Here is a 24,262-nt window from a genome sequence, read left to right as displayed (position 1 = left end):
ATTTTTACATTTAGAAAGAAACCCCGAATCTTCTTCCGTAAATTCAGATCCGGGGTTCTCCAACCTAGTCATTAACCATCGTTACCAATCTTTATTCTGCACCAAATTCGAATTGTTATCTATTGCTTCCTGAGGAATCGGGAACAAATACATTTTATCATTCCAGAAACGTTCTTCTACAAACTTATTATCCATTGCATCACTGATAGCCTTCAAACGAGCTCCATATACTTTGCCGGATTTCACCTTATCGGCAATATGCCAACGAATAATATCGAAATAACGCAACCCCTCAAAGGCTGTTTCTATACGTCTTTCATGACGCAGCTTTTCACGTAATACGGATTGAGAAGCCATTGCGATATCGGGCATCCCCGCCCGTTGACGGATCTGATTAATCAGAGCGACAGCTTCACCCAGATCCTGACTTAATTCAATCAAAGCTTCTGCCCGCATCAAAAGAACATCTCCATAACGTAGGATCGTCATATTCTTCTGACTACGTGTACGGTCTGCATATTCCCCCTGCAAATCCACCCACTTTGTAACCAGAAAACCGGTCATATGCGTTTCTTTCTTCACATAATCCTTACTGTCCGGATCATCCACACCATAACGGGATAAAACATTCCCACCAACTTTCCATTCCCAATACGGCCACATGATCGTTGCTGCCAGACGAGGATCGCGGAAATCATATTCTCCGCGATGCGTTTCAGCTTCCGCATCTTTCCTTTTCTGGAAATATTCACACCCCAGAGATTCGCATTCGGAAACCGGATGACCGTTCACACATTCATAATCGTCCACCAACTCCTGCAACCCCAACACATGGGACCAACCGGCATAAATGGAAGAGGCCGGAGATAAGTTACGATTCAGTTCATGTACAACCAACGGAGAACTGTATTGATGTTCAAAAATCACTTCCTTATTGCTGGCATCAGCCTGTGGACGGAATAATTCTTCATAATTGGGGTGAAGTTCGTATTTCCCGGATTTGATTACCTCATTCGTATAATAAAGAACCTTTTCATAATTCTTTTCATGTAGATAAATACGGGAAAGAAATGCATTTACTACCTGCTTGTTAACACGACCGGTTTCCGTTATAGCAACCTTCTCAATATTCGGTAAAACTCCATCTTCCAACTCCTTCAGTATAAAATCCAAAACTTCCTGGCGAGGCTGACGCGATGTCTCACGAGCTTCAGCTACACTCAAAGTCTTAGTGATCAATGGAACATCTCCAAAAAAGAAAATCATATCATAATAAACAAATGCACGAATAAAACGTACTTCCGCATTAAAACGGAGATATTCTTCTTCCGATATCTGGCCTTTCGCTTTCTCGATCCCTTCCAGTATATAATTCAACTTGGCTATGGAAGCATACTTCCATTCATCCTTAACGGCCGCACTCTGCGTAGTATAAGTACCGTTACCCACTTCTTTATATTTGGCGTCACGATGTGTTGCATTATCACTGATACAATCACGAAGTACTACTTCATTCGGTCCATACACATATTGATAAGCTCCCTTTACCATCATTTCAGTCTGGCTCTTATCGCTCCACCATTGATCTTCTGAAATCTGGTCCAAAGGAGGAGTTGTCAGGAAACTGTCGCATGAAGAAACACCTAGCGCCATCATGGCCGCACATATATATATTTTTATTGATTTCATTTTTCCAGTTTATTAAAATTGAACATTCAAACCAAAAGAATACGTCCGGGCAAACGGATAAGACACTGATTTTTCAGATTCCGGATCCATACCCGGCACAAAATCAGAAACAGTAAACAAGTTATTAGCAGAAAAATAGACACGGACTCTGTCAAAACCCGCCGGTCTCAATATCTCACGCGGAATAGTATATCCGATCTGTAAATTCTTCATACGGAAATATCCGGCATTGATCATCCAGTAATCAGACTGCTGATAATTATGAGTTCCATCATCCTTATTCAGGATACGCGGATATTTAGCTCCTGCATTTTCCGGTGTCCAATAATCCAAATGATGTTTAAAGATAGACGAGTCGAAGAATGGTCTGACAAAATTATCCATTATAACCCGGTCTTTCTGCCCGATCCCCTGGAAGAACATATTCAAATCAAAGTTCTTATAATCAAAGCCCAAATTCACGCCATACAGGAAATGAGGGTTTGGATCACCTATTACAACACGGTCATTAGCATCGATCTTATCATCACCATTCTGGTTTTTATAACGTATATCACCGGCTGCCGTATTGGAATTCTGGAAAGGAGCATTGGCTACCTCTTCGTCAGACTGGAACAGTCCCATTGATTCATATCCATAGATCGAATTAAACGGTAATCCGACATCCGTATATGTATTGGAACCTTTCCATGGCCCTGTACCTCCCAGATCAATAACTTCATTCCGGTTATCAGATAAATTACCTGAAATACTGTAGCCGAAATCATTGATCCGATCATTCCAGCTCAGAGACAGTTCCCATCCTTTATTACGAACTTCACCGACATTCATATTCGGTTTACCGAATCCATATTCTAACGGAACAGGCATTTCCAACAAAATATCTTTAGTATTTTTGATATAATATTCACCGGTAAAATTCAAACGGCTGTTTAACATCTTTACATCTAAACCAAAGTTTAACATGTCGGAATGTTCCCAAGTCAGTTCCTGATTTCCAATCGTTTTCAAAGAGGCAATCTGCTGATAAGTATTGTTCAGTATCAGACCTCCCGTAGAGATCAATGTATAACTCGGATAAAGTCCTAATCCTGTTGCACTGCCTGTTTGTCCCCAGGATGCCCTGATCTTTAAATCATCCAGCCAGCTACGTGTACCTTTCATAAACGATTCCTGAGAAATTCTCCATGCAGCAGCCACAGAAGGGAAAGTGGACCAACGGCTTCCTTTGGCGAAACGGGAAGAAGCATCCGAACGCATACTCAATGACAAAATATATTTATTATCATAATCATAATTAATACGACCGATAAACGAAGCCAACGCCCAGTGTTCACCATTTCCGTCATTACTCCAGTTATCTTTCGGTCCCGGGTTCAATTCCCAGATAATATCAGTCGGATAACCGGAACGGGCACCTTTCAGCCAGTCACTGTTCTCACTTTCCTGCTGATAACCTGCCAGGATATCCAAATTATGAATGCCAAAGCTCTTCTTATAATTCAACAATGCCTGCAAGTTATAATAAGCATTGTAATCGCGACGGTCTGAAAAACTATTCTCTCCATTTTCAAAAACCTCCTGTGTAAAATAGTTTTTATAAAAGACTTTACGAGCTCTGGATTCTTCATTTTTGAAAGTATATTTCACATTAGCTATTCCGGTAAACTTCAATCCGTCAATAATTTCATAATCCAGTTTGAAAATACCTGAAGCTTCATGCCTGTTCGTATATTTCTGCCCACCTTCATAAAGGGGAACCAATGGGTTTGTAAAGAATCCGGGATTATATCCGTATGAACCATCCGTATAATAGGCAACCATTGTCGGATCGGCCTGAATCAACTGTTTGTAAATATCTTCCTGATTATTCAAGGCATCCATATCCCTCAGTTGATAACGTATATCAAAAGAGATACCAAACTTTTTGGTGATCGAAATATCCGTGCTCGAACGCACATTGAATACATTCTGTTGGGTATTCGGGAAAATGCCAGTCTGATGATCCACACCCGCACTTACCAGATATCTCACTTTTTCCGTACCACCGGAAGCCTCCAGGCCATGACGTGTCGTAACGCTGTTCTGTATCGCCAAATCCAACCAGTTTGTGTTCGGATAACGATTCAGATCCGTACCGTTGGCAAACTTTGAAATATCTTCATCGGTATAAATCGGAGCACGCCCCATATTTCTCTCCGCCTCATTCTTTATTCTTGCATATTCCGCAGAACTGATTGACTTCGGCATATACATCGGCGTATTAACTCCTATCGAACCATTATAACGGAAAGTTGGTTTACCCATCTTACCGCGTTTTGTAGTTATCAGCAATACACCATTTGCGGCCCGTGAACCATAAATAGCCGAAGATGCAGCATCTTTCAGTACATTAATACTCTCAATATCTTCCGGATTCAGGAAGTTAAAATCAGCAGGAACTCCATCGACCAACACCAAAGGTTCAGAAGAATTATCCGATTTCAAAACAGAAGATCCGCGCAGTTGAAGTTTAGGGGATTCACCCGGAGCACCTTTTGCCGTTACACTCAAGCCCGGAATTTGTCCTTGCAGAGCTTCACCGACTGTCTGAACCGGACGGTTCTGAAGTACATCCGACTTAACCGTTGTCACAGCCGTAGCAATATTTCCCTTCCGTTGTGTACCGTATCCCACTACTACTACTTCATCCAGGTTCTGTGCATCCTCTTTCAGTACAATAGACCAGTTTTTTCTATTTTTTACCGGAATTTGCTGTTCTACATAACCAATGTAAGAAATCACTAAAATATCATTATCCGAAGGCACTTCCAGACTAAAGTTACCTTCCATATCTGTGATCGTACCGATCGTTGTACCTTTGATAAAGACATTAGCTCCAATTACCGACAAGCCATTTTCATCGGCTACCGCCCCTTTGACCAGTTTGCCGGATTGCTGAGATACTGCAGCCTGTGTTTGTGAATGTTTCGTCAAAACGACATATCCGTCATCAAAAACAAATGATACACCAGTTCCATCGAATATTCTGTTCAGACAGTCGCCGACTGTGTTATTCCCTTTCTTTAAAGAAACCGTTCTGTTTGCGTCAATCTCTCCTTTATTATAAACAAACATATAACCGGTTTCCTTTTCAACCTGTTTGATAAAGTCTCCGATTGTCATACGAGTGTTTGCAATATTTACTTTTGCCGTCTGCGAACTTAAATCCGACGCATAAGATGTAAAAATGCAGACAAACAATAATAATGTAGAAATTCTCATAATATTTAAAAACTTCTTTAAATGTTTTCTTTGATACAAAAAGATTGACAAAGCATATTTTTCCATACCTTTGTAAAATTAATTGTTTAATACTTTTTTCGACTAAGAGTGTTAGATGTATAGCAGACAGGTGCTGGAACACCTGTCTGCTTTTTTATATAAAAAAGGCTTCTTATTTCTTTTAAATCATAGGCATCTTATTTTAAGGTTACACATATTTTTTCCGTTTCTATTAAGTTAAACCCATCAGATCAAAAACACCACTATAATCGGCAACAAACTAAACACAATTTAACAAACAAGTTATATTTTAGCATCTAACTTTGATCACTCACCGATCTTCTTCATGGCTTTGTTTTGCATTACACAAGTATTGTTAAGGTCGTACGAATGGCCGTCATAGACAATGCCACGACTCTATAACTGACATTTTCGATGTCAGGGTTTATTTACTGTAAAACAATCAGATTACGCTCATCATCCTTTGTATAAGTGAACGGATATACAATTTGTAATTTCCGTAAAACACTTTCCACTCCATCCCTTTGTCTGAATTTTCCGGTATAACGGAAGCTGCCCAGTTCCGTGTTCTTCACAACAATCGACACATCATAAAACAGTTCCAGTTTTTTGATAATATCTGTTAATAACATATCATCAAAAACAAATACGCCTTCTCGCCACGACAGAAAATCGGTATTCTCAAATAAGGCAACTTTCGATGAAGAATCCGACACTATAATTTGCTGCTGCGGACGTAGTGAAAAGGTACGGTTCCGGTCGTTTTCACAAGAAACGGAAACCGCTCCCTCAACCAAAGATGTAACAAAATATGTTTCCGCTTCATAAGCGCTTACATTGAATTTGGTTCCGGTTACCTGTATATCCATTTTGCTTGTCTTGACAACAAAAGGTTTCTCTTTATTCTTTTCCACTTCAAAAAAAGCTTCTCCTTGCAGTTCAACCTCCCGTTGCTTCAAATTAAAGCGTTCCGGATAGCGTAAAGTTGAATTGGCATTCAGCCAAACTTCCGTACCGTCGGCCAACAATACCCTGGCACGTTGGCCGGGAGGTGTTGAAAACTCCTGATAGCGGGCTAGTTCTTGTCTTCCTTCTCCCATATAAGTCATTAACAAATAGGTCGATAATACAGAAAATACCATGATAGCCGCATAGCCGGCTATTCTCCGCATATTAAAGAAGAACGCGCGCTTTTTTCTCAAATGAACAAACGAGCGATATTGCATATCGGAAGCAGGATACTCTTCCCGGGCCATAGAAACAAGTGCCGACAGATTTTGTATACCGGCTGCTTCTTTTTTCAATTCCGGATTTTCTCTTAATTGCTGAAAAAGAGTTAGTTTTTCTTCCGATGAAATATCTCCTGTCAAATATTTTGATAACAGATCATGCATATTTTTCTTCTATTTATAAAGTTAAAACCTTACCGGGAGACAGACCACTATAAACCGTCTTAAAATAAACATTAATTAACCAGGAACAAGAGCAAAGGCAAATAATCTTTCAGTGCTACACGTAGCTTTTTCAACGCAGTAACAATATGGTTTTCAACTGTATTAACAGATATCCCTAATTCTTCCGATATTTCCTTATACTTCAGTCCTTCGATGCGGCTTTTTATAAACACCTCACGGCAACGCTCCGGCAATGTGTCCAAAGCCCGCTGAATGATCTCCTGCAATTCCTTTTCCGACTGATATGAATACTCCAACGATTCCAAAGCATATAGTTTAAAACCTAATTCTTCTTTCATCTGCGTATTATATTCCTCTTCGATAAGTTTATGCCGTAGGAAATTCAGACATCTGTTTTTGACCAGAGTAAATAAATAGGTAGTAAGTGTACAAGATAATTCAAGTTCATCCTTTTTCTCCCAAAGCACCAAAAAGACATCCTGCACTATATTTTCCACATCCTCATTTGCCGATACGTAATTCTTGGCAAATGCTACCATCTTGGGATAGTACAGTTTATATATCTTTTCAAAATTGTTTTGGGGATAAACCATATCTAATTCTGTTAATTCTATACTTTAGCAAAAGTAACATATTATTCTAACTTTTAAACAATCGGGCAAGATTTATCACTTTTCTTTCCGTTCCCATGTGAATTTCAGGAACACTTTGCCTACACAACCTAGTCACTTTACTGATTGTTTCCCACTGCAATGGGGATTATTCCCCTTTGTGGTGGGGATTGTTCCCCTTTACAATGGGGAAAATTCCCCACGTAATAAAAAATATGGGGAATTTATAACAGGGAAAAGAAATACAGATGATAGAAGCTACGGGGCAAAAACAACCGGGAAAAACACCTTAGCCGTATCCACCTGCCAGTCCGGTCCTTTTTCAATCAGTCGGAGGGCTTCCTTGTCGGCCGATTCGCACAGGCTTCGTTTAACTTTCAAATCGATAGGGCGTCCTTTTTCATTGATATGGAATTCAATAACGACTGTTCCGCTCACTCCTTTGCAAAGAGAATCCTGCGGATGGATAAGTTCCTTTTTCAGATATTCGCGATAAGCTTCTTCACCAATTACCGGCTGAGGTATATGCCGGGGCATTGAACGGACCAAAGCCTTAGTTGCTACGGGAACTTCCTCTTCCGCAACTATATCGGCTACAGCGATATCTTCACAAGGTGCGGAATAAACTTCTACCTGGGCTACAGAGGCTTCTGCAACAACAGGAGCCGGTGACTGATGGGTGTCTTCAGAGACCTTCGCTTTGGCCTCCCCTACTCCCGAAGCGCTCTCCTGTTCTTGCATAGAATCGGCTGCAATACCCGCCAACGGCGCTTGTTGCAACGGAGCCGCCTGTTCCTCCATAACAACCGCCAGCGGTGACTGTGACGGCATACCTAATTGTCTGTTCAGCCACAAATAGCTACCGAAACCTAAACAAATCAACAGGCTGGCGGCAATACTCCATTTCGTTATGCTGTTGCGGTGCGAACGGGTACGGTGGGAAATACGGCGACGCATCTCTTCAATACTTTCCACGTGATTACCCTCTACGGCTTGGAAACCGTCGAGCGCATCCGAAAGGAAAGGGTCTTTCATCGCCTCCTTTTCCAGGCGATGGGCATCCTTGCCTTTTCGTGAACCTTGTATGTATTGCATCAGATTTTTCATTGCGCCATTCTCTTTTCTATGCAACTTTTCAGATTGCGTTTGCCATTCTGAATATAACTTTTTACACTTTTCAGCTGATATCCGGTCTGTTCCATAATATCAGCGTACGACATTTCTTCCATAAAGAAAAAGAGGATACAACGCTGCTGCGGTTCGGGCAGTTTCTCCATGCAATGTTTGAGGGCCGCCGTACGGGCATCGTCGCTTGTTTCTTCCTTATCTAATAGATGCAACAAATCGTAAGATTCCACAAACTGCCGGTCAAAATCGGTTGCAATCTCAGGATTTTCTTTTCGCAATAACTGGAAACAATGATTCTTCGCTACACTGTAAATCCAGGTTCTGAATTCCCGTATCTCATAACGCGAAAGTTTAGGCAGCAGGTCTTCAAACAATTGCATCACAGCATCTTGCGCCTCCTCCTCTTCCTGCAAGTATTTCAGACACAGACCGTAAATCAACGGGATATAGCGGTTATACAATTCACCGAAATAATCGTTTTTCCCGGTTTCCTTATATAATCGAACCAACTCACTGTCGGAATAACTCGATATGTTACGTCTGAAAAATAGCAATTTGTCCCTGTTTTTTCTACAAATGTAAACTTTAAATCAAAATCATTGCAAAAAAAGTAAGATTTCCGATTATCTACACCCAACTTAATTATTACGACGATATTCGGTTGGGGTCATCCCATAACTCTGTTTAAAAGCCGTACTAAAATAGCGGGCACTGGAAAAGCCGGCGCGGTCTGCAACATCCTGGATACTCATATCTTTATAAGAGGAAAGCAAACGCGCAGCCTCGACCATCCGGAACCGGATCACATAATCGCCGATTGAAATATCCGACAAATGACAAAACTTGCTGTAAAGCGTCGTACGGCTCATAGCCATCCCAGAAGCAATAAAAGCTACGTTCAAATTCGGATTAGTCAGATTCTCACGAATCAATGTATTCAATTTTTGCATGAACTGTTCATCTGCATTGCTTACGGCATCCTCTTTCGGAGAGAACAGACAACCGGACTCCCGATAACGTGCACGAAGCTGATCGCGTTGTTTCAATATATTCTGCAAAATCACTAACAAGGAATCCACATCAAACGGCTTTGCCAAGTATATATCCGCACCAGACTTATACCCTTCAAGCGAACTCGCCTGATCTGCTCGAGCCGTAAGTAAAACGACAGGTATATGACTCACCTTCACATCGTTTTTAATACGTCGACACAGTTCAAAACCATCTACTCTAGGCATCATAACATCGCTGACTATAATATCCGGCTGATATTGTCCCAGGAGTTCCCATGCTTCTTCTCCGTCTGCTGCCACATAAACTTCTTTAAATTCTGCCTGTAAAACGCCGGACAGATAGTTACGCAAATCCGTTTCATCTTCAGCCACCAACAATGTATATTTCGCTAATGATATATCGGCTTGTGCTACCCGGACACTCTCTTCCGTCACGCCTGCATTCTCCACACCGGAACCGATAACTCCATTCGATTCACCGGAGACAGAGGCCTGTTCCAACGGCAGGTCGAAATAGAAAGTCGCACCACCGTCTTTATTATTACAAGCACCAATACTTCCTCCATGCAACTCCACTAGTTTACGGGCATAAGCCAATCCGATTCCACTACCTTTACGATCATGGTCACCCTGATAAAAACGGGAAAAAAGACGGTCCATATCCACATGTTCCAATCCAATCCCCTGGTCGGCAAGAGAAATACGTACATTTTTTCCTATACGTTCCGTACAAATCACCAATAGGGTATTCGACTCGCTGAACTTCATCGCATTTATCAATAAATTAGATAAAACGACACGGCATTTGGATGCGTCGAAGGGAACTTTCTCTACTGAAGTATCCAACTTGAATTCCAGACAAATTCCACGTGCTTCAAATTCCGGTATGAAATCATCCGTTACCGACCGTATCCAATCATTAAGATTGTAAAAACAGATATCCATGACATCACCGTTCGTATCCGATTTTTGGGCATCGAGCACCATATCTACTATTTCCCGCATCCGACTGGTCTGTAACAACATACCGTTCAATTGGCGGGATACATCTTCATCCGTCACTTTTCCGGATTTCAATAAACGTTTAAGCGGGGCATAAATCAAGGTCAGTGGCGTACGCAGTTCATGACTGATATTAACCATGAAGCGAACTTTCTCCTCATAGAACTTACGCTCATGCTCTTTCATCACCCAGGCCAGTTCCCGTTCCTTCTTCTCCATTATCAAATGAATAACCCATCCGGTTATTGTCAAAACTATGACAATCATTAATGCTACAAACCATACTCTCTGCCATAAAGGAGGAACCACATGAACGGTTAATAATTTCAATGGTACACTCCAATCTCCGTTCCTCTTCCCATACGAAACCCACAATTCATAATTACCAGAAGAAAGAGCCGGAAACGAAAATGCATGGCTGGAAGTCTCCAATAGTTCTTCACGATCCCCTTTAATAGCAAAACGAAATAATTTTTTTCGCATCAAATCCTTCTCTTTAACGATGACACTCAGTCCCAGAGAAGCATAATCCCATGGGATGGAAATGACTTGTTCTCCAAATATGCCGTCCTGATGAATAGGCGAACCATCCAAAGCCAGATTGATCAGACTGACGGAAAAATCTTCTTCCCTTTGAAATTCCTGATCAGGCCGTACCCTAACAACGCCATCCACACCTGCAATATAAATATCCCCGGAAGAGCTCTCTAAAGCCGGCTGCGGTAAAAACTCACGTGTAAAAACACCATCTGATTCTCCGAAAACGATCACACGTTTTTCCTGGAAAACATACGCATACAACCCTTCATGAGTACTCACCCAAAGACGATCATGAGTGTCGAAAGCTAGAGACGTTATCCCTATAAAACGCTTCGTATCAACAGTATCTATCTTTTGTGTAGTGCGGTCATATACATATAATCCGGAAGAAGTCCCCAACCAAAAACGTTTATCTTTATCTTGTTTTACCGAAATAATTGTTCCGAATTCTTCCTTTGTCACAAATAGCGGACGTAACTGTTTATGCGGAAAGTCCAACACATATAAGGCTTTAGAAGAACTTATATAACACGAATCGCCAGAAACAAAACAAGGTGCTAAAAAATTATGAGGTATCATATCCTCTGGCAAAGATTCGAATTGTTGCTTTTTTGTGTCATACACACAAAAATAATTATCTGATAAAAGGTAAAAACGGTTTTCATCCACACGGTACAAACGAACCGCATTTCCTAGCAGAAATAAATCATTTCGCACATTCCCCCAATTTAACCGGAACTCCCGACATTCTCCAGTCGCTTTATTAAAAAGACAAAGTCCGACACCAAACGAAGACAACAACAATTCCGAATCACTATAAGGCATGATGGAAACAATTTTCATACCCGATGTACAAGAATATTCCTGAAACATTTCCTTTACCGGATCGAATAAATTAAGGCCGCCACCATCTGTTCCCATCCAGATTTTCCCGTCCGTATCTTCATACATGGAAGTAACCGACTGGAAACTTAATCCATAAGAAGTTCCGGGAGGGGCATCCCGATAGGTGGTCATAAAAACAGGTTTGATTCCTATCAGTCCTCCTCGGATACTGCCAGCCCATATGTTATCTTCATCATCAATGTAAAGACTGGCAAAAGAGTTTACCGGAAGAGAGTGATGATCACCCGGCAGATGCATAATGGCTTTCACGGACTTATCCTTGTAATTATAAATATTGATACCTCCACCATCTGTCGCAATCCAGAGTTCGCCGTCCTTTTCCCGCATATCCTGTACAATATTGTGAGTCAGTCTATCCGGTGCCTCCAGATGTTCCAATAACTCTCCGTCATGAGTATAACAATATACTCCTTTATTATAAACAGCCACCCAAATCCTTTCTTGCGAATCCAGATACATGGAAGAAATATTCTTTTCTTGAACAAACGACACCTGCTCTATCTCTCCGGTATCCGGATAATACCACCAAAGACCACTCCCGAAAGAAGAAACTATAATCTTCCTATCCTCTTTATTATACAAAAAAGCATAATTAGGTAATAAATCAGGTAACTGACCCTTTTCCGGACATTTGAGAATCCTTTTTTCTGCATAGGAATAACAAAAAAAGCCCTTCTTTCCTAAAAAATAGACTCCTTCCGGCATGAGAAAACAACAAGTTACGACCACCGGTTCACCGTCTATTTCCTGACGTGCAAATTTCCGGGTATCACGATCAAAGCGAGCTAATCCGCGACTGGTTCCAACCCAAATATATCTTTCCGCATCTTCTTCCAGAAAAACAATGTCATTATAAGGGAGAGAGTACGGATTGTCTTTTTCCTCCTGGTAAACTATCACCTTTTCCCTGTCGAAACGATTTAACCCGAACCGGGTACCAATCCATAAAACGCCCCTGTCATCTACCAATACACACTTTACTGAAGACTGCGATAATCCGTCCTGTAAAGAAATTTGTTTAAAATAATATTGGGGGGTTGCAGAAAGCCCACCTGTTAAGAATACGAAAAATAATAATATATTTAATTGTAAATACTTCCCTAATATTTGCATAACTATATATCACCCATTGTTCGGCAAAAATACAAAATCATCCGAAATATAAGCCCTATATAGCGCGAAAAACGATTCCTGAATTTTCCAGGACGATATCGAACATAGGGAAATACCCCAAAAGTATAGATTTGCAACAGGTAAAATTAAACAAAATGTGTACTATTAAAAGTTTTTTTATGTTACTCAGAGTTGGTATATATTCTATTTTTTTGATTATGATACTCGTTAAATGCATCTTACCGGACGAAAAACCGAAAATCATTCCTTTTCCTCAACAGAGTGTATTAGATAAGGGGGACTTTATATTCGACTCAACAACCATTATTAGTGTCGAAAATGAAAAACAGGCAATGATTGCCCGAGAATTGACCAGCATATTTAATCAAGCAGCCGGATTCAGCCCTCAAATAGCGATACAGGAAAAACAGGCCAATATCATATTCCGTACAGATATAAGCTTGTCTGCAGAGCATTATAAACTAAACATAAGTCCATTTTGTATTCTGGTAGAAGCTTCAGGAGACAAAGGATTTTTTTACGCAATGCAAACCTTGCGCTTTCTGCTTCCTCCGGCAATAAACAGTCAAACACCGGTAAAAAACATTCAATGGAATGTTCCGGGAATGACTATACATGACGGCCCCCGATACAACAATCGGACAATAGTACTACACACACCTTTCAATCTCATCCCCCAAAATAATCTCAAACAATTGATCGATTGTATGGCCATGTTAAAAATAAACCGACTTCATTTTATGCAAGAACTTTATAATATAACACCGGAGATACAGCAAGGATTAGAAAACATGACTTTATATGCTCATTCTAAAAAAATCACGGTCTCAACCGGGATGATACGATCAGATGGCATTACTTTTAATCTGCCTTTTTATGTAGAGCAAATCATCCGGCAATCCAATATCTACGAATCCGATAATGACAAAAAGCAATTATTCCAATATTTAGCATCAATAGCCGAAAAAAGCTGGTCAAATACCCTAGAAACGGACGACGATAAAGAACTCAATGAAAGATACGAGATGATGGCTTTATACATAGGAGACAATACTTTATAACAGCTAAAAGTGAGAAGTCGGAGTTTGCTTTACTCATTATTTCCATTTTCGGCATGCAAGGATAGAAGTTTCTCTTTTGCCATCCGAATTCGCTGATTAAAGAAAGTTCTGGCTTCTTTCCACTGATAATAAGGATAACGAGGTGGCGACAACGGAAGAAATGTTTCATATGAGAAAACAGTTCCATCCCTTCCTTCGTCAAATTTTTATCTTTTGGGGCCAGTGCCACCCCCCTTATTACATTATTCAAAGTTTTTCCCGAAGTCGGAAATCGTGCCCCATATCTTCCTATATGGTTAATAAGGAACCATATCATTTCTGATTAAAGAATATGAATTTTCCAAAGAAGGATATGGCATGGCCGTTCTCGCATATTGTTACTGACTGTGAAAAAAATCACAAAATAAGGTATCCCTTACATATTAATAACTAAGATATACAAACACGGCTTGCAACATTCCGCAAATGCCAGTATCTTTGTAAATTATTTATTAAATAAAATGGGAAGACGCTCAGGTTACAAAGACACAAATCTCAAAAAAGCCCCTCGCGGACGCAAAGTAACGGTGAAGGAAGAGAATACATTGCTCCCTTTTCTGTTTGCATTGCTAAGTGAACAAAGCAAAAGTTCCGTCAAGGCTTTACTCAGCCACGGACAAATCTTGATAAACGGGAAGGTTACCTCCCAGTTCAACGCTCCTTTAGTGCCGGGAGACGAAGTCGAGATCAGTTACGAACGGGGAAAGGTGGAATTCAGCAACCCCTTGTTACATATTGTCTGGGAAGATGACGACCTGATCGTTGTCAATAAGAAGAACGGGCTTCTGTCTGTCTCCAGCGACCGTGTCAGGGAACGCACCGCTTACCACCTGCTCAGCGATTACGTCAAGAAGAATGATCCCCGGAGCAAGATTTTTGTCCTCCACCGGCTCGATCGGGATACTTCGGGACTGATGATGTTTGCCAAGAACCAACGGGTGCAGAAAGCATTGCAGTCGAACTGGAACTCGGCCATCACCCAGCGTTCTTACGTTGCCGTAGTAGAAGGCCGCCCGGAGAAAGACCATGACCTGATCGTCTCGAACCTGGTTGAAAATGCCAAGATGCAGGTATATGTAACAGCTGAAGGCGACGGAAAGGAAGCCATCACCCGTTACCATGTGCTACACAGCAACGGCCATTATTCTTTACTGGAACTCGACCTGGAGACAGGACGAAAAAACCAGATACGTGTTCAGATGGAATCTATCGGACATCCCATCGCCGGCGATTATAAGTACGGCGCAGATACTGATCCCGCCGGACGGCTGATGCTTCATGCCCGACGGCTCTTCTTTATTCATCCGGAGACAGGGGAAGAAATGCGTTTCGAAACACGTATCCCGGATGCTTTCGTTTCATTAGCTAAATAAACTAAGACAGAAATATAGACATAGTATGAAGAAACTCTTTAGTATCTTATTGCTGGTGTTCGTAACACTGGCCGTACAGGCTCAAATTCATCAGCCTGTCAAGTGGAAAATAAAACTGGAGGACTCCAAAACTGCCGAAAAAGAAATCGTATTCACCGCCACCATTGAAAAAGGCTGGCATCTGTACGATATGAACCTGCCCGAGGGGGGACCTGTTTCAACCTCGTTTACTTTTGAGACACTCCAGGGGGCCGAACTGATCGGACAACCGGTATCCAACATCAAGCCGACCGTCGTTTACGACGAACAGTTTGCCATGGACCTCCGTTGGTTCCCCGGTGCCGTAACCTTTACACAAAAGGTAAAAATACTCGACCCGAAGAAGTTTAAAATCGAAGGGGAAGTAGAATTCATGGTCTGCAACGACGAAACCTGTTTGCCCCCCGACCGTGAGAGTTTTGCTTTCGACAGTAAAAATACGAAACTGACATTGCCTGCCGAAGCGCCTGTCGTGGAGAAAGAGGATGTTACAAAAGAACAGCCGGATACGAATCTCGTAGTGGAAGAAGGAAAAACCCTGACAACACCCGACCCGGCTGCTAAAGAAGAAAAAGTAATCGTCAGTCCGGAAAAGATTACCAACGCATTAACGAACGACGCAGCTTTATGGACACCGGTTATCGACGAGTTGAAAGCCTTTGGTGACACAACTGTTACGGCAACCGATACCTCCTGGCTATTCATCTTCTTCGCCGGATTCCTCGGCGGGTTGATCGCCTTGCTGACACCTTGCGTGTGGCCGATGATCCCGATGACGGTTAGTTTCTTCCTGAAACGTACGAAAGACCGGAAGAAAGCGATTCGCGATGCATTGACATACGGCTTGTCCATTATTGTAATCTACCTGGTGATGGGATTACTTATCACGGGTATTTTCGGGGCTAGCGCACTGAATGATTTGTCGACGAACGCTATATTCAATATTATATTCTTCCTGTTACTGGTTGTATTTGCCATTTCGTTCTTCGGAGCATTTGAAATGGTTCTACCCGCTTCATGGACAACGAAACTGGATAGCAAAGCGGATTCTACCACCGGTATATTGAGTATCTTCTTTATGTCGTTCACCCTGGTACTGGTATCTTTCTCCTGTACCGGTCCGATTATCGGAACATTGTTGGTTCAGGCTGCATCCATGGGGACGGCAGTCGGTCCGGCTATCGGAATGTTCGGGTTTGCACTGGCACTCTCTATTCCGTTCAGTCTGTTCGCCATCTTCCCGAATATGTTGCAAAGTATGCCTAAATCAGGTGGTTGGCTGAACTCCGTAAAAGTAGTACTTGGTTTCCTTGAACTGGCTTTGGCTTTGAAGTTCCTTTCCGTAGCCGACCTGGCTTACGGCTGGCGTTTGCTGGATCGTGAAGTATTTATCGTGTTATGGATTGTGATATTCGTTCTGTTAGGTTTCTATCTGCTGGGCAAAATCAAATTCAGCCACGACAGCGACGTGAAATATGTATCTGTACCGCGTCTGTTTATGGCAATCATTTCATTCGGCTTCGCCGTTTATATGGTTCCGGGGCTTTGGGGTGCTCCACTGAAATCGATCAGCGCCTTCGCTCCTCCTTTGTACACACAGGATTTCAGCCTGTATGATGACGAAGTCCATGCAGCCTATGACGATTATGAAAGCGGCATGGCCAAGGCCAAACTCCTAAATAAACCGGTGATGATCGACTTTTCCGGCTTCGGTTGTGTAAACTGCCGCAAGATGGAAGCATCCGTATGGACAGACCCGAAGGTGAAACAGATACTCGAAAACGATTATGTACTAATCACCCTGATGGTAGACGATAAGACTAAACTGCCGCATCCGATCGAAATCGAAGAACATGGCAAAGTACGCAAACTGAAAACAATCGGCGACAAGTGGAGTTACCTCCAGCGCAGCAAGTTCGGTGCCAACGCACAGCCTTTCTACATTCTGCTGAATGACGAAGGCAAACCGCTCGGCCCGTCTTATGCCTTCAACGAAGATGTTTCAAAATACATACAATTCCTTGAAAACGGATTGAAAACGTTCAAAGAACAAAATAAATAATTAATCAATGTGCCGATATGCCAATGTGCCAATTAAGAATGCTCCTGTACCGACAGAGTTTCTTCATTTTCACATTGCCATATTGGCACATTAACTTATTGGCATATTATTACAATGTCTACGAAACAAGAAAAAATGGAAGCCTTCGGGCAACTGCTCGACATTCTGGATGAGCTCCGGGTGAAATGCCCCTGGGACAGAAAACAAACAAACGAGAGTCTGCGTACCAACACAATCGAAGAAACATACGAATTGTGCGACGCAATCATGAAAGAAGATAATAACAATATCAAAAAAGAGTTGGGCGACCTGCTCCTGCATATCGTCTTCTATGCAAAAATAGGCGAAGAGAAAGAAGCCTTCGACATCAAAGACGTATGCGACAGCCTTTGTCAGAAACTCATCTTCCGCCATCCGCATGTATTTGGTGACGCATCTGCCGATACGGCCCAGAAAGTAGAACAGAGTTGGGAACAGATAAAACTGAAAGAAAAAGGTGGCAACAAAACCGTACTGGAAGGCGTCCCAGCTTCCCTCCCGTCTGTCGTAAAAGCCCACCGTATCCAGGATAAAGCCCGCAACGTTGGTTTCGATTGGGAACAGCGCGACCAGGTATGGGATAAAGTTCATGAAGAGTTTACCGAACTGAAGGCCGAGATCGACAAAATGGATGCAGATAAGATGGAAGGTGAATTCGGAGACCTGTTCTTCAGTCTTATTAATGCCGCTCGCTTATATAAGATCAACCCGGATAACGCATTGGAACGCACGAACCAAAAGTTCATCCGCCGTTTCAACTATCTGGAAGAGCATACCATCAAAGAAGGACGTTCACTGAAAGAAATGCCTTTGGAGGAAATGGATAGAATATGGAACGAAGCCAAATCGAAAGGTTTATAAAAAAACAAAAGGGGAACCGACATCACGTCGCCACCCCTCCCTTAACTTAAACGCCAAAACTAAATCTAAACAAAAAACACAAATAATGATAATATTTTATTTTTTCTTGTTTTCATCTTTCCTATCGTCCGGTCCTTTCATAAAATTCCGTGCAAACTTATATTCTGCCCGCCGGTATTTATAAAGCTTTTCAGGCGATAATATCTTTTTGAATTTCTCGTAATACTCTTTTTCCAAAGCCGCTTCCTTCATCTTCACTCCGAGACATTCGTCATTCACTTTCGAATAATCGGATTCAGTCGGTGGATTTTTATGCTTCAGATCCTTCGTCAGCTTACGGCATTCACGGCCAACTTCGAACATTTTTTGTTGTAACTCATTACACAACGGTATAAAAGCGGCTGCTTCTTCCGGTGTCAAGCCTACTTCAGCTGTAATGAAAGCATTTCGCTTTGCCTGAAAGGCCTCCTTATCAAAATGTCGATGTTGTTGTTTTTCTCCCTGCGCCAACACTTTCGAAGAGAACAAAACTGAAATCGCCACAAATGTAATAAAAAATATTTTGCTCATACAATTATTATTACAAAAATATGCTAATAACTTCTTTTTTTCGTCAATTTATTCGTAATTGCCCAATTCTTCTGCTAAAAGATAATCCGTATATTGGGCCTCCAGATACTCCAGATATTCTTCATTTTCCGCTTCCATGATAGCAGTCTTTACTTCCGATGCATCTTTAGACTGTACTAACAATGTATCAGACTGGCTCTTTTCACCGTCGAAACCGACTATTGCTTTAAAGAACAACCCCAGTCCGGCAAATACAGCAGCCATATACAACCACGGACGGGCACGGTCCATCATGGAGACCTTTTTCGCCTCGGCCTTCGGTTTCTCAGGTAACTGGCTCATTATATTAGCCGTGAGATCCTTCATATACCCGTCGGGCACAGTAAAAGGATTCTTTCCTTTAAAACGTTCCAGATTGTTTTGTTCTTTTTCCATACACTTCCGTTTTAATACACCTTTGACGAGCTTCGCCCCAAAAGGTTTAAATGTCTTTTGTTAAAAACTCCTCGACTTTTTTGACTGCATGATGATAAGAGGCTTTGAGGGCACCGACAGAGGTTCCCAGAATATCCGACATATCTTCATACTTCATCTCGTCAAAGTATTTCATGGTAAACACCAAACGTTGTTTCTCCGGTAAAGTGAGGATGGCATTCTGCAATTTCAGCTGTGCCTCGTCACCGTCAAAATAGTCATCTCCCTTCAGACGTTCCAGCAAAAAGACATCGGTATCGTCGATCGAAACGTTATTCATATTCCGCTGGCGGTTCAGGAAAGTAATACATTCATTGATGGCAATCTTATACAGCCAGGTAGACAACTTCGCCTCTCCCCGGAAATAATCGATATTCGTCCAGGCTTTCAGAAAAGTATTCTGCAAAAGATCGTTTGCATCATCATGGCTCAGTACCATCTTTCGTATCTGCCAATATAACTTTTCCCCATAAAGATTCACCACCCAGGCAAAAGCATCCCTTTGCCGGGCCGGATCCCGTAGTTGTTCTACGATTTCATCTTCCGTATATTGCTGCATCCTCTCCATATTTGGCTCAAATATACAAAAAAGTACGGATATAAAAAAAGCGGGCAACTTTACAGTTGTCCGCTTTTCGGAAGTGCCCAGAACAGGACTCGAACCTGCACGCCTCGCGACACACGCACCTGAAACGTGCGCGTCTACCAATTCCGCCACCTGGGCATTTCATTACTTTCAGGTAAGCAATCTCTCGTGATTGCGGTGCAAAGGTAGTGTTTTTTTTTATACTGCAAAATATCCATGCTGTTTTTTTCCTATTATTTGAATTTTCAGTTTTTATAGTCAATATTCATTGTCCGTGTTCCCATGATAGGAACACAGACAATCTTCGTTTATTCTTCCGGATTCTCCCAAACGACATCAACTAAATTAACCGTATGATTACCCGTTTTATCAGTTATGGAAGTTCCAAGATTCAGATTTAACGGCCAATAAGCATTCAAACCGTCTTCTGTCCCACTAAAACCACAATTAACATCCGCAGCAACTTCTTCTGCCGTACGTACATCTTTCCATAGACTTAAATCCTGAATATATCCTCTCATATAACGATCAGAATAAGATGGAGCCGTACCAGCCTGCAAATCAGCGTTCGGAGTTACCTGTAAAGTACCACAAGATGAGCTACCAACCTTTTTCCCATCCAGATACAAAGCTATTCCACCTCCCTTCTGGTAAGTTGCAGCCACATGATACCAACGGTTCAACTCTAAAGAAGAAGTCTGACAACCAGTCCAGTTACCATCGTTAATATAAAACTGTATAACATTTCCACTACTCCTGAGCATCCAACCCGAGTTACCACTCTCACAAGAAATAACATTCTGATCACCACCGGCAAATTCGTTATATTTCACCCGACACTCTACAGAGAAACTTTCCGTCACATTCCAATCGCCGACTGGTCCCAAATTCATTTTAGAACCTAACCCGAAAAGAGGGACACCTGCTTTTACCGTATTAGCATAAAAGGCAGCAATAGCATCATCCAATATCTTCAATGCATTGGTATAGGCTTCATCCGATGATGAATTCTGAAGGATAAAATAAGCCCAATCGATACGGGTTTGTAAAATGTCTTTAGAACCCGGAGCTATACAACCTTCCTCATTTCCTTCCACCGACTCAGAGATAGAAGTTTCCGCTTTTTGAATACATTCGATCAAACCACTTCGGGCTAAAGAGTCATCCTCATCCTTACACGACAAGCAAATCAACATAAGGCTTGCCAAAAATATCATTGATATATACTTTGTTCTCATATAAATACATTTTTAATAACCATCATTCTGACCTAGCGTCGTCCAATCGGGCATACCATCAAATTGAGTCTGCGGTATCGGACGAACCTTATGAAAATCTTTTATATTACCTGCTGCATCCGGATTGTAAAGCTTAATATGATCAACCAGCTTACCCAGACGCTTCAGGTCAAACCAACGCTGAAACTCTCCAGCCAGTTCCCTTCCACGTTCATCCAGAATGAAATCGACAGTCATATCTTTTTCCGTTACTTCCATCTCCTTTTCATGACCGGATTTCGTAGCGCGGTTTCTAATTGTCATGATATCCCGGGCAGCACCCTGCAAATCTTTTTTCGTTGTACTTCTGATTTTCGCTTCTGCACGGATCAAATACATTTCGGCTAAACGTAATACAGGATAATTTCTATCTGAATTGGTCGACATATCACCCGGACGTGTCTGATCATCGAATTTTGTCATACCAATAAATGTTTTACGATCGGTCGGAATACCTTTCGCATCATACAAGTCATTTACATCGAAAGCAGTATAACATTTTGCCATACGTGCTTTTTCCTCAGCTGAGATCGGATCAATACTCAGAAATAATGCCGTATCCTTATACAAGGTCTGCATATTGGGAAATGCCGAAGTATCATCGGTCGGATCATTATACAACCATACCCACTGATGCAAGTCGGACCAGCGCAAATCAGCCTCATGATTAAATAATGATATATAATATAATGTAGGAACTGCACCACAGCCACCATAACCAGTCCAACCGCATTCTGTTTTCACACCGGCAAAACGGTCGATAAACATGGCAAAGTGTTGCCAATAATAACTTGGTTGTTTAAAAGACTCGTCTTCCACAAACTCTGTTGTCCAGATAAACTCTTTATTTCGTTTACTGTCATCCCACAAATCTTTCAGGGAAGATGAAAGTTCCAAGCCATAAGAACCATCAATAACCTGCGATGCCATATCGGCTGCTTCATCCAGCTGTTCATTATAAAGATACATACGAGCTAAAAATGCTTTAGCAGAAGGCATATCTATACGTCCATATTCAGAAGTCCGCCGATCCGGTAACAACTTGACAGCCTCTTCCAATCCCGAAATAATTTCTTTGTAAAAATCCGCACGGGGCGAACGACTAGCCGTCATCCCTTCATCCACATCTGTCGTACGAGGCAGATATGTATCTCCCCATGTTTCAGTTATTATCCAAAGGAACATAGAACGCATAACCATCATTTCCGCTTTGTACTGATCTTTTTCCGCTTCATCGGCAAAAGGCGTACTGTCTATCGTTTCAAAGAAAAGATTGATATTTGCCATCGCCTTATAGCAGTGATTCCACAACCAGGACACATTTCCGTTTGTTGCATCCAAACCATAATAATCGCAGACTCCCATATCCGTAAAATTCCCTCCCCGAAGGAACAGGTCTGCCCCATGTTCTGTAAAAGCAGGCCATTGCCCACCACCGCCATACAGATTGTTTATCTTTGTATAGGACTGATACACCAATGCTTTAATACCATTCTCCTCACCAAAAATATCAGTTGTAGATCCGTACGATTCTTCTTTTAAAAAGTCTGAGCACCCTATTGTAGACATACACATGGCTACCAAACCCAATATAAATATTCTTTTCATACTTATTCGTTTATTATTAGAACTGAAGATTTACGCCCAAAATATAAAATGCTTCCCACCAGGAAATACCACCGGAATTTATGAACTTGCTATAATGAACAGGATCATTTGCCGTTGCATAAACACGTAGTTTTTTTACTACACTTTTATCATTGAACAATGTTTTCGGTAATGTATAACCGACTGTAATATTCCTGATATTAACATAGTTATTTTTATGATAGCCCACTGCACTCAGATATTTAACACTTTGACCGGCTACCGGACGAGGATTACAATTAGTCGGATTTTCCGGAGTCCAGTAATCAACTTTCACCGTATTCCAACGTCCCATTTCTGATGACCAGAAATCTGTACTATAAGTATCTCTCGCCAAAGCTCCGAATTCACCATAACAATCCACCGAGAAATCCAGGTCTTTCCATCGTCCATTGATCTGAAGTCCGCCAACCCAGTCAGGTCTGTTCGTACCCAGAATCATACGGTCATTCCCATCAATCGTCCCATTTCCATCCAAATCAGCCACTTTCACTTCACCCGGTTTCTGTCCGTAAAGTGCTGCAAGGTCCGCTTCTTCTTGTTGCCAAATACCCACTTGCTTATAATCGTAGAATACACCATTTACCGGATAGCCAACAAAAAGTCCGTTATTGATATCCTCTTTCATCTCAGGATCCTGAAGGCGAACCAATTCTTCCTTATTTCTATAATAAGTAAGCGTCGCCCCCAATTCTAAATCTTTTTTCTTAACAGCAATCCCCGACAAAGAAACCTCCAACCCCCGGTTACGGGTATCTCCCACATTATCCCAGGCACGGTTAAAACCTGTCGTATAAGGAAGCGTTTTCAAATAAAGCAAATCAAAACTTCTGGAGTCATACCAGTCAACAGATCCATAAATACGCCCATCCAGAAAACCGAAATCCAATCCGATATCAAGCATCTTATTCTTTTCCCATTTCAAGTCGGGAGTCGGACGGGTATCAGGTTCCAGACCCGGATAATTAATTTCACCGGATTCTGTTTTAAAGTTAGAATATGTACCATAAAGAGTTCCGGCTGTCGCATAAGCAGCAATTGCATAATTGCCTGTCAAACCATAACTTGCTCTCAGTTTCAGGTTAGTGATCCAATCGATCGGCTTAATGAAATCTTCCTCAGAAATTCTCCAGGCGAGGGCTCCTGACGGGAAAGTTGCCCATTTATGCCCTTCTGAAAGCTGGGAAGCCCCATCTCCTCTGACTGAAAATGTCAACATATAACGATCATTATAATCGTACTGTACACGTCCTATATAAGATACCATCTGGGAGCGGGTAAAACTTGAAGACAATGTTTTCGAATCGACCAGACGTCCCATGTTATACCACAAATAAGCAGGAGATTCCTGTTCTTTACCCGACATACTCGAGTTAACAGTTTGCCTGTTCTGTAATATATAATAACTTCCAAATAATCCACTAAAAAAGAATCCATTCCAACAATTTTTTCGCTCGTCGGGACACGTGCTCGCGCCCCTTGCCGCTAAGGCGTTCCCCGAGCGATGAATT

General features: G+C 41.7%; 17 protein-coding genes and 1 tRNA gene. 4 read left to right on the top strand and 14 right to left on the bottom strand.

The genetic code is table 11. From position 1 onward, the window contains the following. Positions 1-81: 81 nt before the first annotated feature. The 7 genes from NBH14_RS22700 to NBH14_RS22670 form a co-directional block, all read right to left on the bottom strand. Positions 82-1,689, bottom strand: a complete 1,608-nt coding sequence (locus NBH14_RS22700; RefSeq protein ID WP_186961356.1) for a RagB/SusD family nutrient uptake outer membrane protein — start codon at positions 1,687-1,689, stop codon at positions 82-84. 12 nt (positions 1,690-1,701) lie between these two features. Then, positions 1,702-4,953: a TonB-dependent receptor gene (locus NBH14_RS22695; RefSeq protein ID WP_250817770.1), complete on the bottom strand. Its 3,252-nt coding sequence runs from the start codon at positions 4,951-4,953 to the stop codon at positions 1,702-1,704. Positions 4,954-5,402: 449 nt separating this feature from the next. Then, positions 5,403-6,368, bottom strand: coding sequence for a FecR domain-containing protein (locus tag NBH14_RS22690; RefSeq protein WP_186961358.1), 966 nt, complete (start codon positions 6,366-6,368; stop codon positions 5,403-5,405). A 71-nt stretch (positions 6,369-6,439) separates the two neighbouring features. After that, positions 6,440-6,982 (bottom strand): RNA polymerase sigma-70 factor, encoded by a 543-nt coding sequence (locus NBH14_RS22685; RefSeq protein WP_186961359.1) that lies wholly within the window; start codon positions 6,980-6,982, stop codon positions 6,440-6,442. 276 nt (positions 6,983-7,258) lie between these two features. Further along, entirely contained in the window at positions 7,259-8,107 is an 849-nt protein-coding gene (locus NBH14_RS22680; RefSeq protein WP_186961360.1) for a TonB family protein, read from the bottom strand. Beyond that, positions 8,104-8,682: an RNA polymerase sigma factor gene (locus NBH14_RS22675; protein ID WP_186961361.1), complete on the bottom strand. Its 579-nt coding sequence runs from the start codon at positions 8,680-8,682 to the stop codon at positions 8,104-8,106. Before NBH14_RS22675 ends, NBH14_RS22680 begins: the two co-directional genes overlap by 4 nt. Before the next feature lie 84 nt (positions 8,683-8,766). Then, positions 8,767-12,702, bottom strand: coding sequence for a hybrid sensor histidine kinase/response regulator transcription factor (locus tag NBH14_RS22670; protein ID WP_186961362.1), 3,936 nt, complete (start codon positions 12,700-12,702; stop codon positions 8,767-8,769). A 179-nt stretch (positions 12,703-12,881) separates the two neighbouring features. Between NBH14_RS22670 and NBH14_RS22665 the strand changes: the two genes are divergently transcribed. From NBH14_RS22665 to mazG, 4 genes are all read left to right on the top strand, one after another. Next, entirely contained in the window at positions 12,882-13,784 is a 903-nt protein-coding gene (locus NBH14_RS22665; RefSeq protein ID WP_186961363.1) for a glycoside hydrolase family 20 zincin-like fold domain-containing protein, read from the top strand. A gap of 500 nt (positions 13,785-14,284) precedes the next feature. After that, positions 14,285-15,196: an RluA family pseudouridine synthase gene (locus NBH14_RS22660; RefSeq protein WP_186961364.1), complete on the top strand. Its 912-nt coding sequence runs from the start codon at positions 14,285-14,287 to the stop codon at positions 15,194-15,196. 25 nt (positions 15,197-15,221) lie between these two features. After that, entirely contained in the window at positions 15,222-17,297 is a 2,076-nt protein-coding gene (locus NBH14_RS22655; RefSeq protein ID WP_186961365.1) for a protein-disulfide reductase DsbD family protein, read from the top strand. A 114-nt stretch (positions 17,298-17,411) separates the two neighbouring features. Then, positions 17,412-18,197, top strand: a complete 786-nt coding sequence (gene mazG / locus NBH14_RS22650; RefSeq protein ID WP_250817769.1) for a nucleoside triphosphate pyrophosphohydrolase — start codon at positions 17,412-17,414, stop codon at positions 18,195-18,197. A gap of 96 nt (positions 18,198-18,293) precedes the next feature. Here the strand turns inward: mazG and NBH14_RS22645 are convergent, their stop codons facing one another. The 7 genes from NBH14_RS22645 to NBH14_RS22615 all read right to left on the bottom strand — a co-directional run bounded on the left by NBH14_RS22645 (position 18,294) and on the right by NBH14_RS22615 (position 24,117). Next, positions 18,294-18,767 carry a hypothetical protein gene (locus tag NBH14_RS22645; RefSeq protein ID WP_007654630.1) on the bottom strand — a complete coding sequence of 158 codons (474 nt, stop codon included), beginning with the start codon at positions 18,765-18,767 and terminating at the stop codon, positions 18,294-18,296. A 48-nt stretch (positions 18,768-18,815) separates the two neighbouring features. After that, entirely contained in the window at positions 18,816-19,202 is a 387-nt protein-coding gene (locus tag NBH14_RS22640; RefSeq protein ID WP_128135746.1) for a hypothetical protein, read from the bottom strand. Positions 19,203-19,248: 46 nt separating this feature from the next. Further along, positions 19,249-19,800 carry an RNA polymerase sigma factor gene (locus NBH14_RS22635; protein ID WP_044214784.1) on the bottom strand — a complete coding sequence of 184 codons (552 nt, stop codon included), beginning with the start codon at positions 19,798-19,800 and terminating at the stop codon, positions 19,249-19,251. 83 nt (positions 19,801-19,883) lie between these two features. Next, a tRNA-Leu gene (locus NBH14_RS22630) sits at positions 19,884-19,965 on the bottom strand. A 170-nt stretch (positions 19,966-20,135) separates the two neighbouring features. After that, a complete protein-coding gene (locus tag NBH14_RS22625) occupies positions 20,136-21,065 on the bottom strand; it encodes a LamG domain-containing protein (RefSeq protein ID WP_186961367.1) in 930 nt (309 codons plus the stop codon). Positions 21,066-21,077: 12 nt separating this feature from the next. Beyond that, positions 21,078-22,712 carry a RagB/SusD family nutrient uptake outer membrane protein gene (locus NBH14_RS22620; RefSeq protein ID WP_186961368.1) on the bottom strand — a complete coding sequence of 545 codons (1,635 nt, stop codon included), beginning with the start codon at positions 22,710-22,712 and terminating at the stop codon, positions 21,078-21,080. 16 nt (positions 22,713-22,728) lie between these two features. Further along, positions 22,729-24,117 carry a SusC/RagA family TonB-linked outer membrane protein gene (locus NBH14_RS22615; protein ID WP_250817768.1) on the bottom strand — a complete coding sequence of 463 codons (1,389 nt, stop codon included), beginning with the start codon at positions 24,115-24,117 and terminating at the stop codon, positions 22,729-22,731. Between the last annotated feature and the right edge of the window lie 145 nt (positions 24,118-24,262).

Source organism: Parabacteroides caecihominis (assembly GCF_023656785.1).
Lineage (GTDB): Bacteria > Bacteroidota > Bacteroidia > Bacteroidales > Tannerellaceae > Parabacteroides > Parabacteroides segnis.
This window is presented reverse-complemented; position numbering and strand designations above follow the sequence as displayed.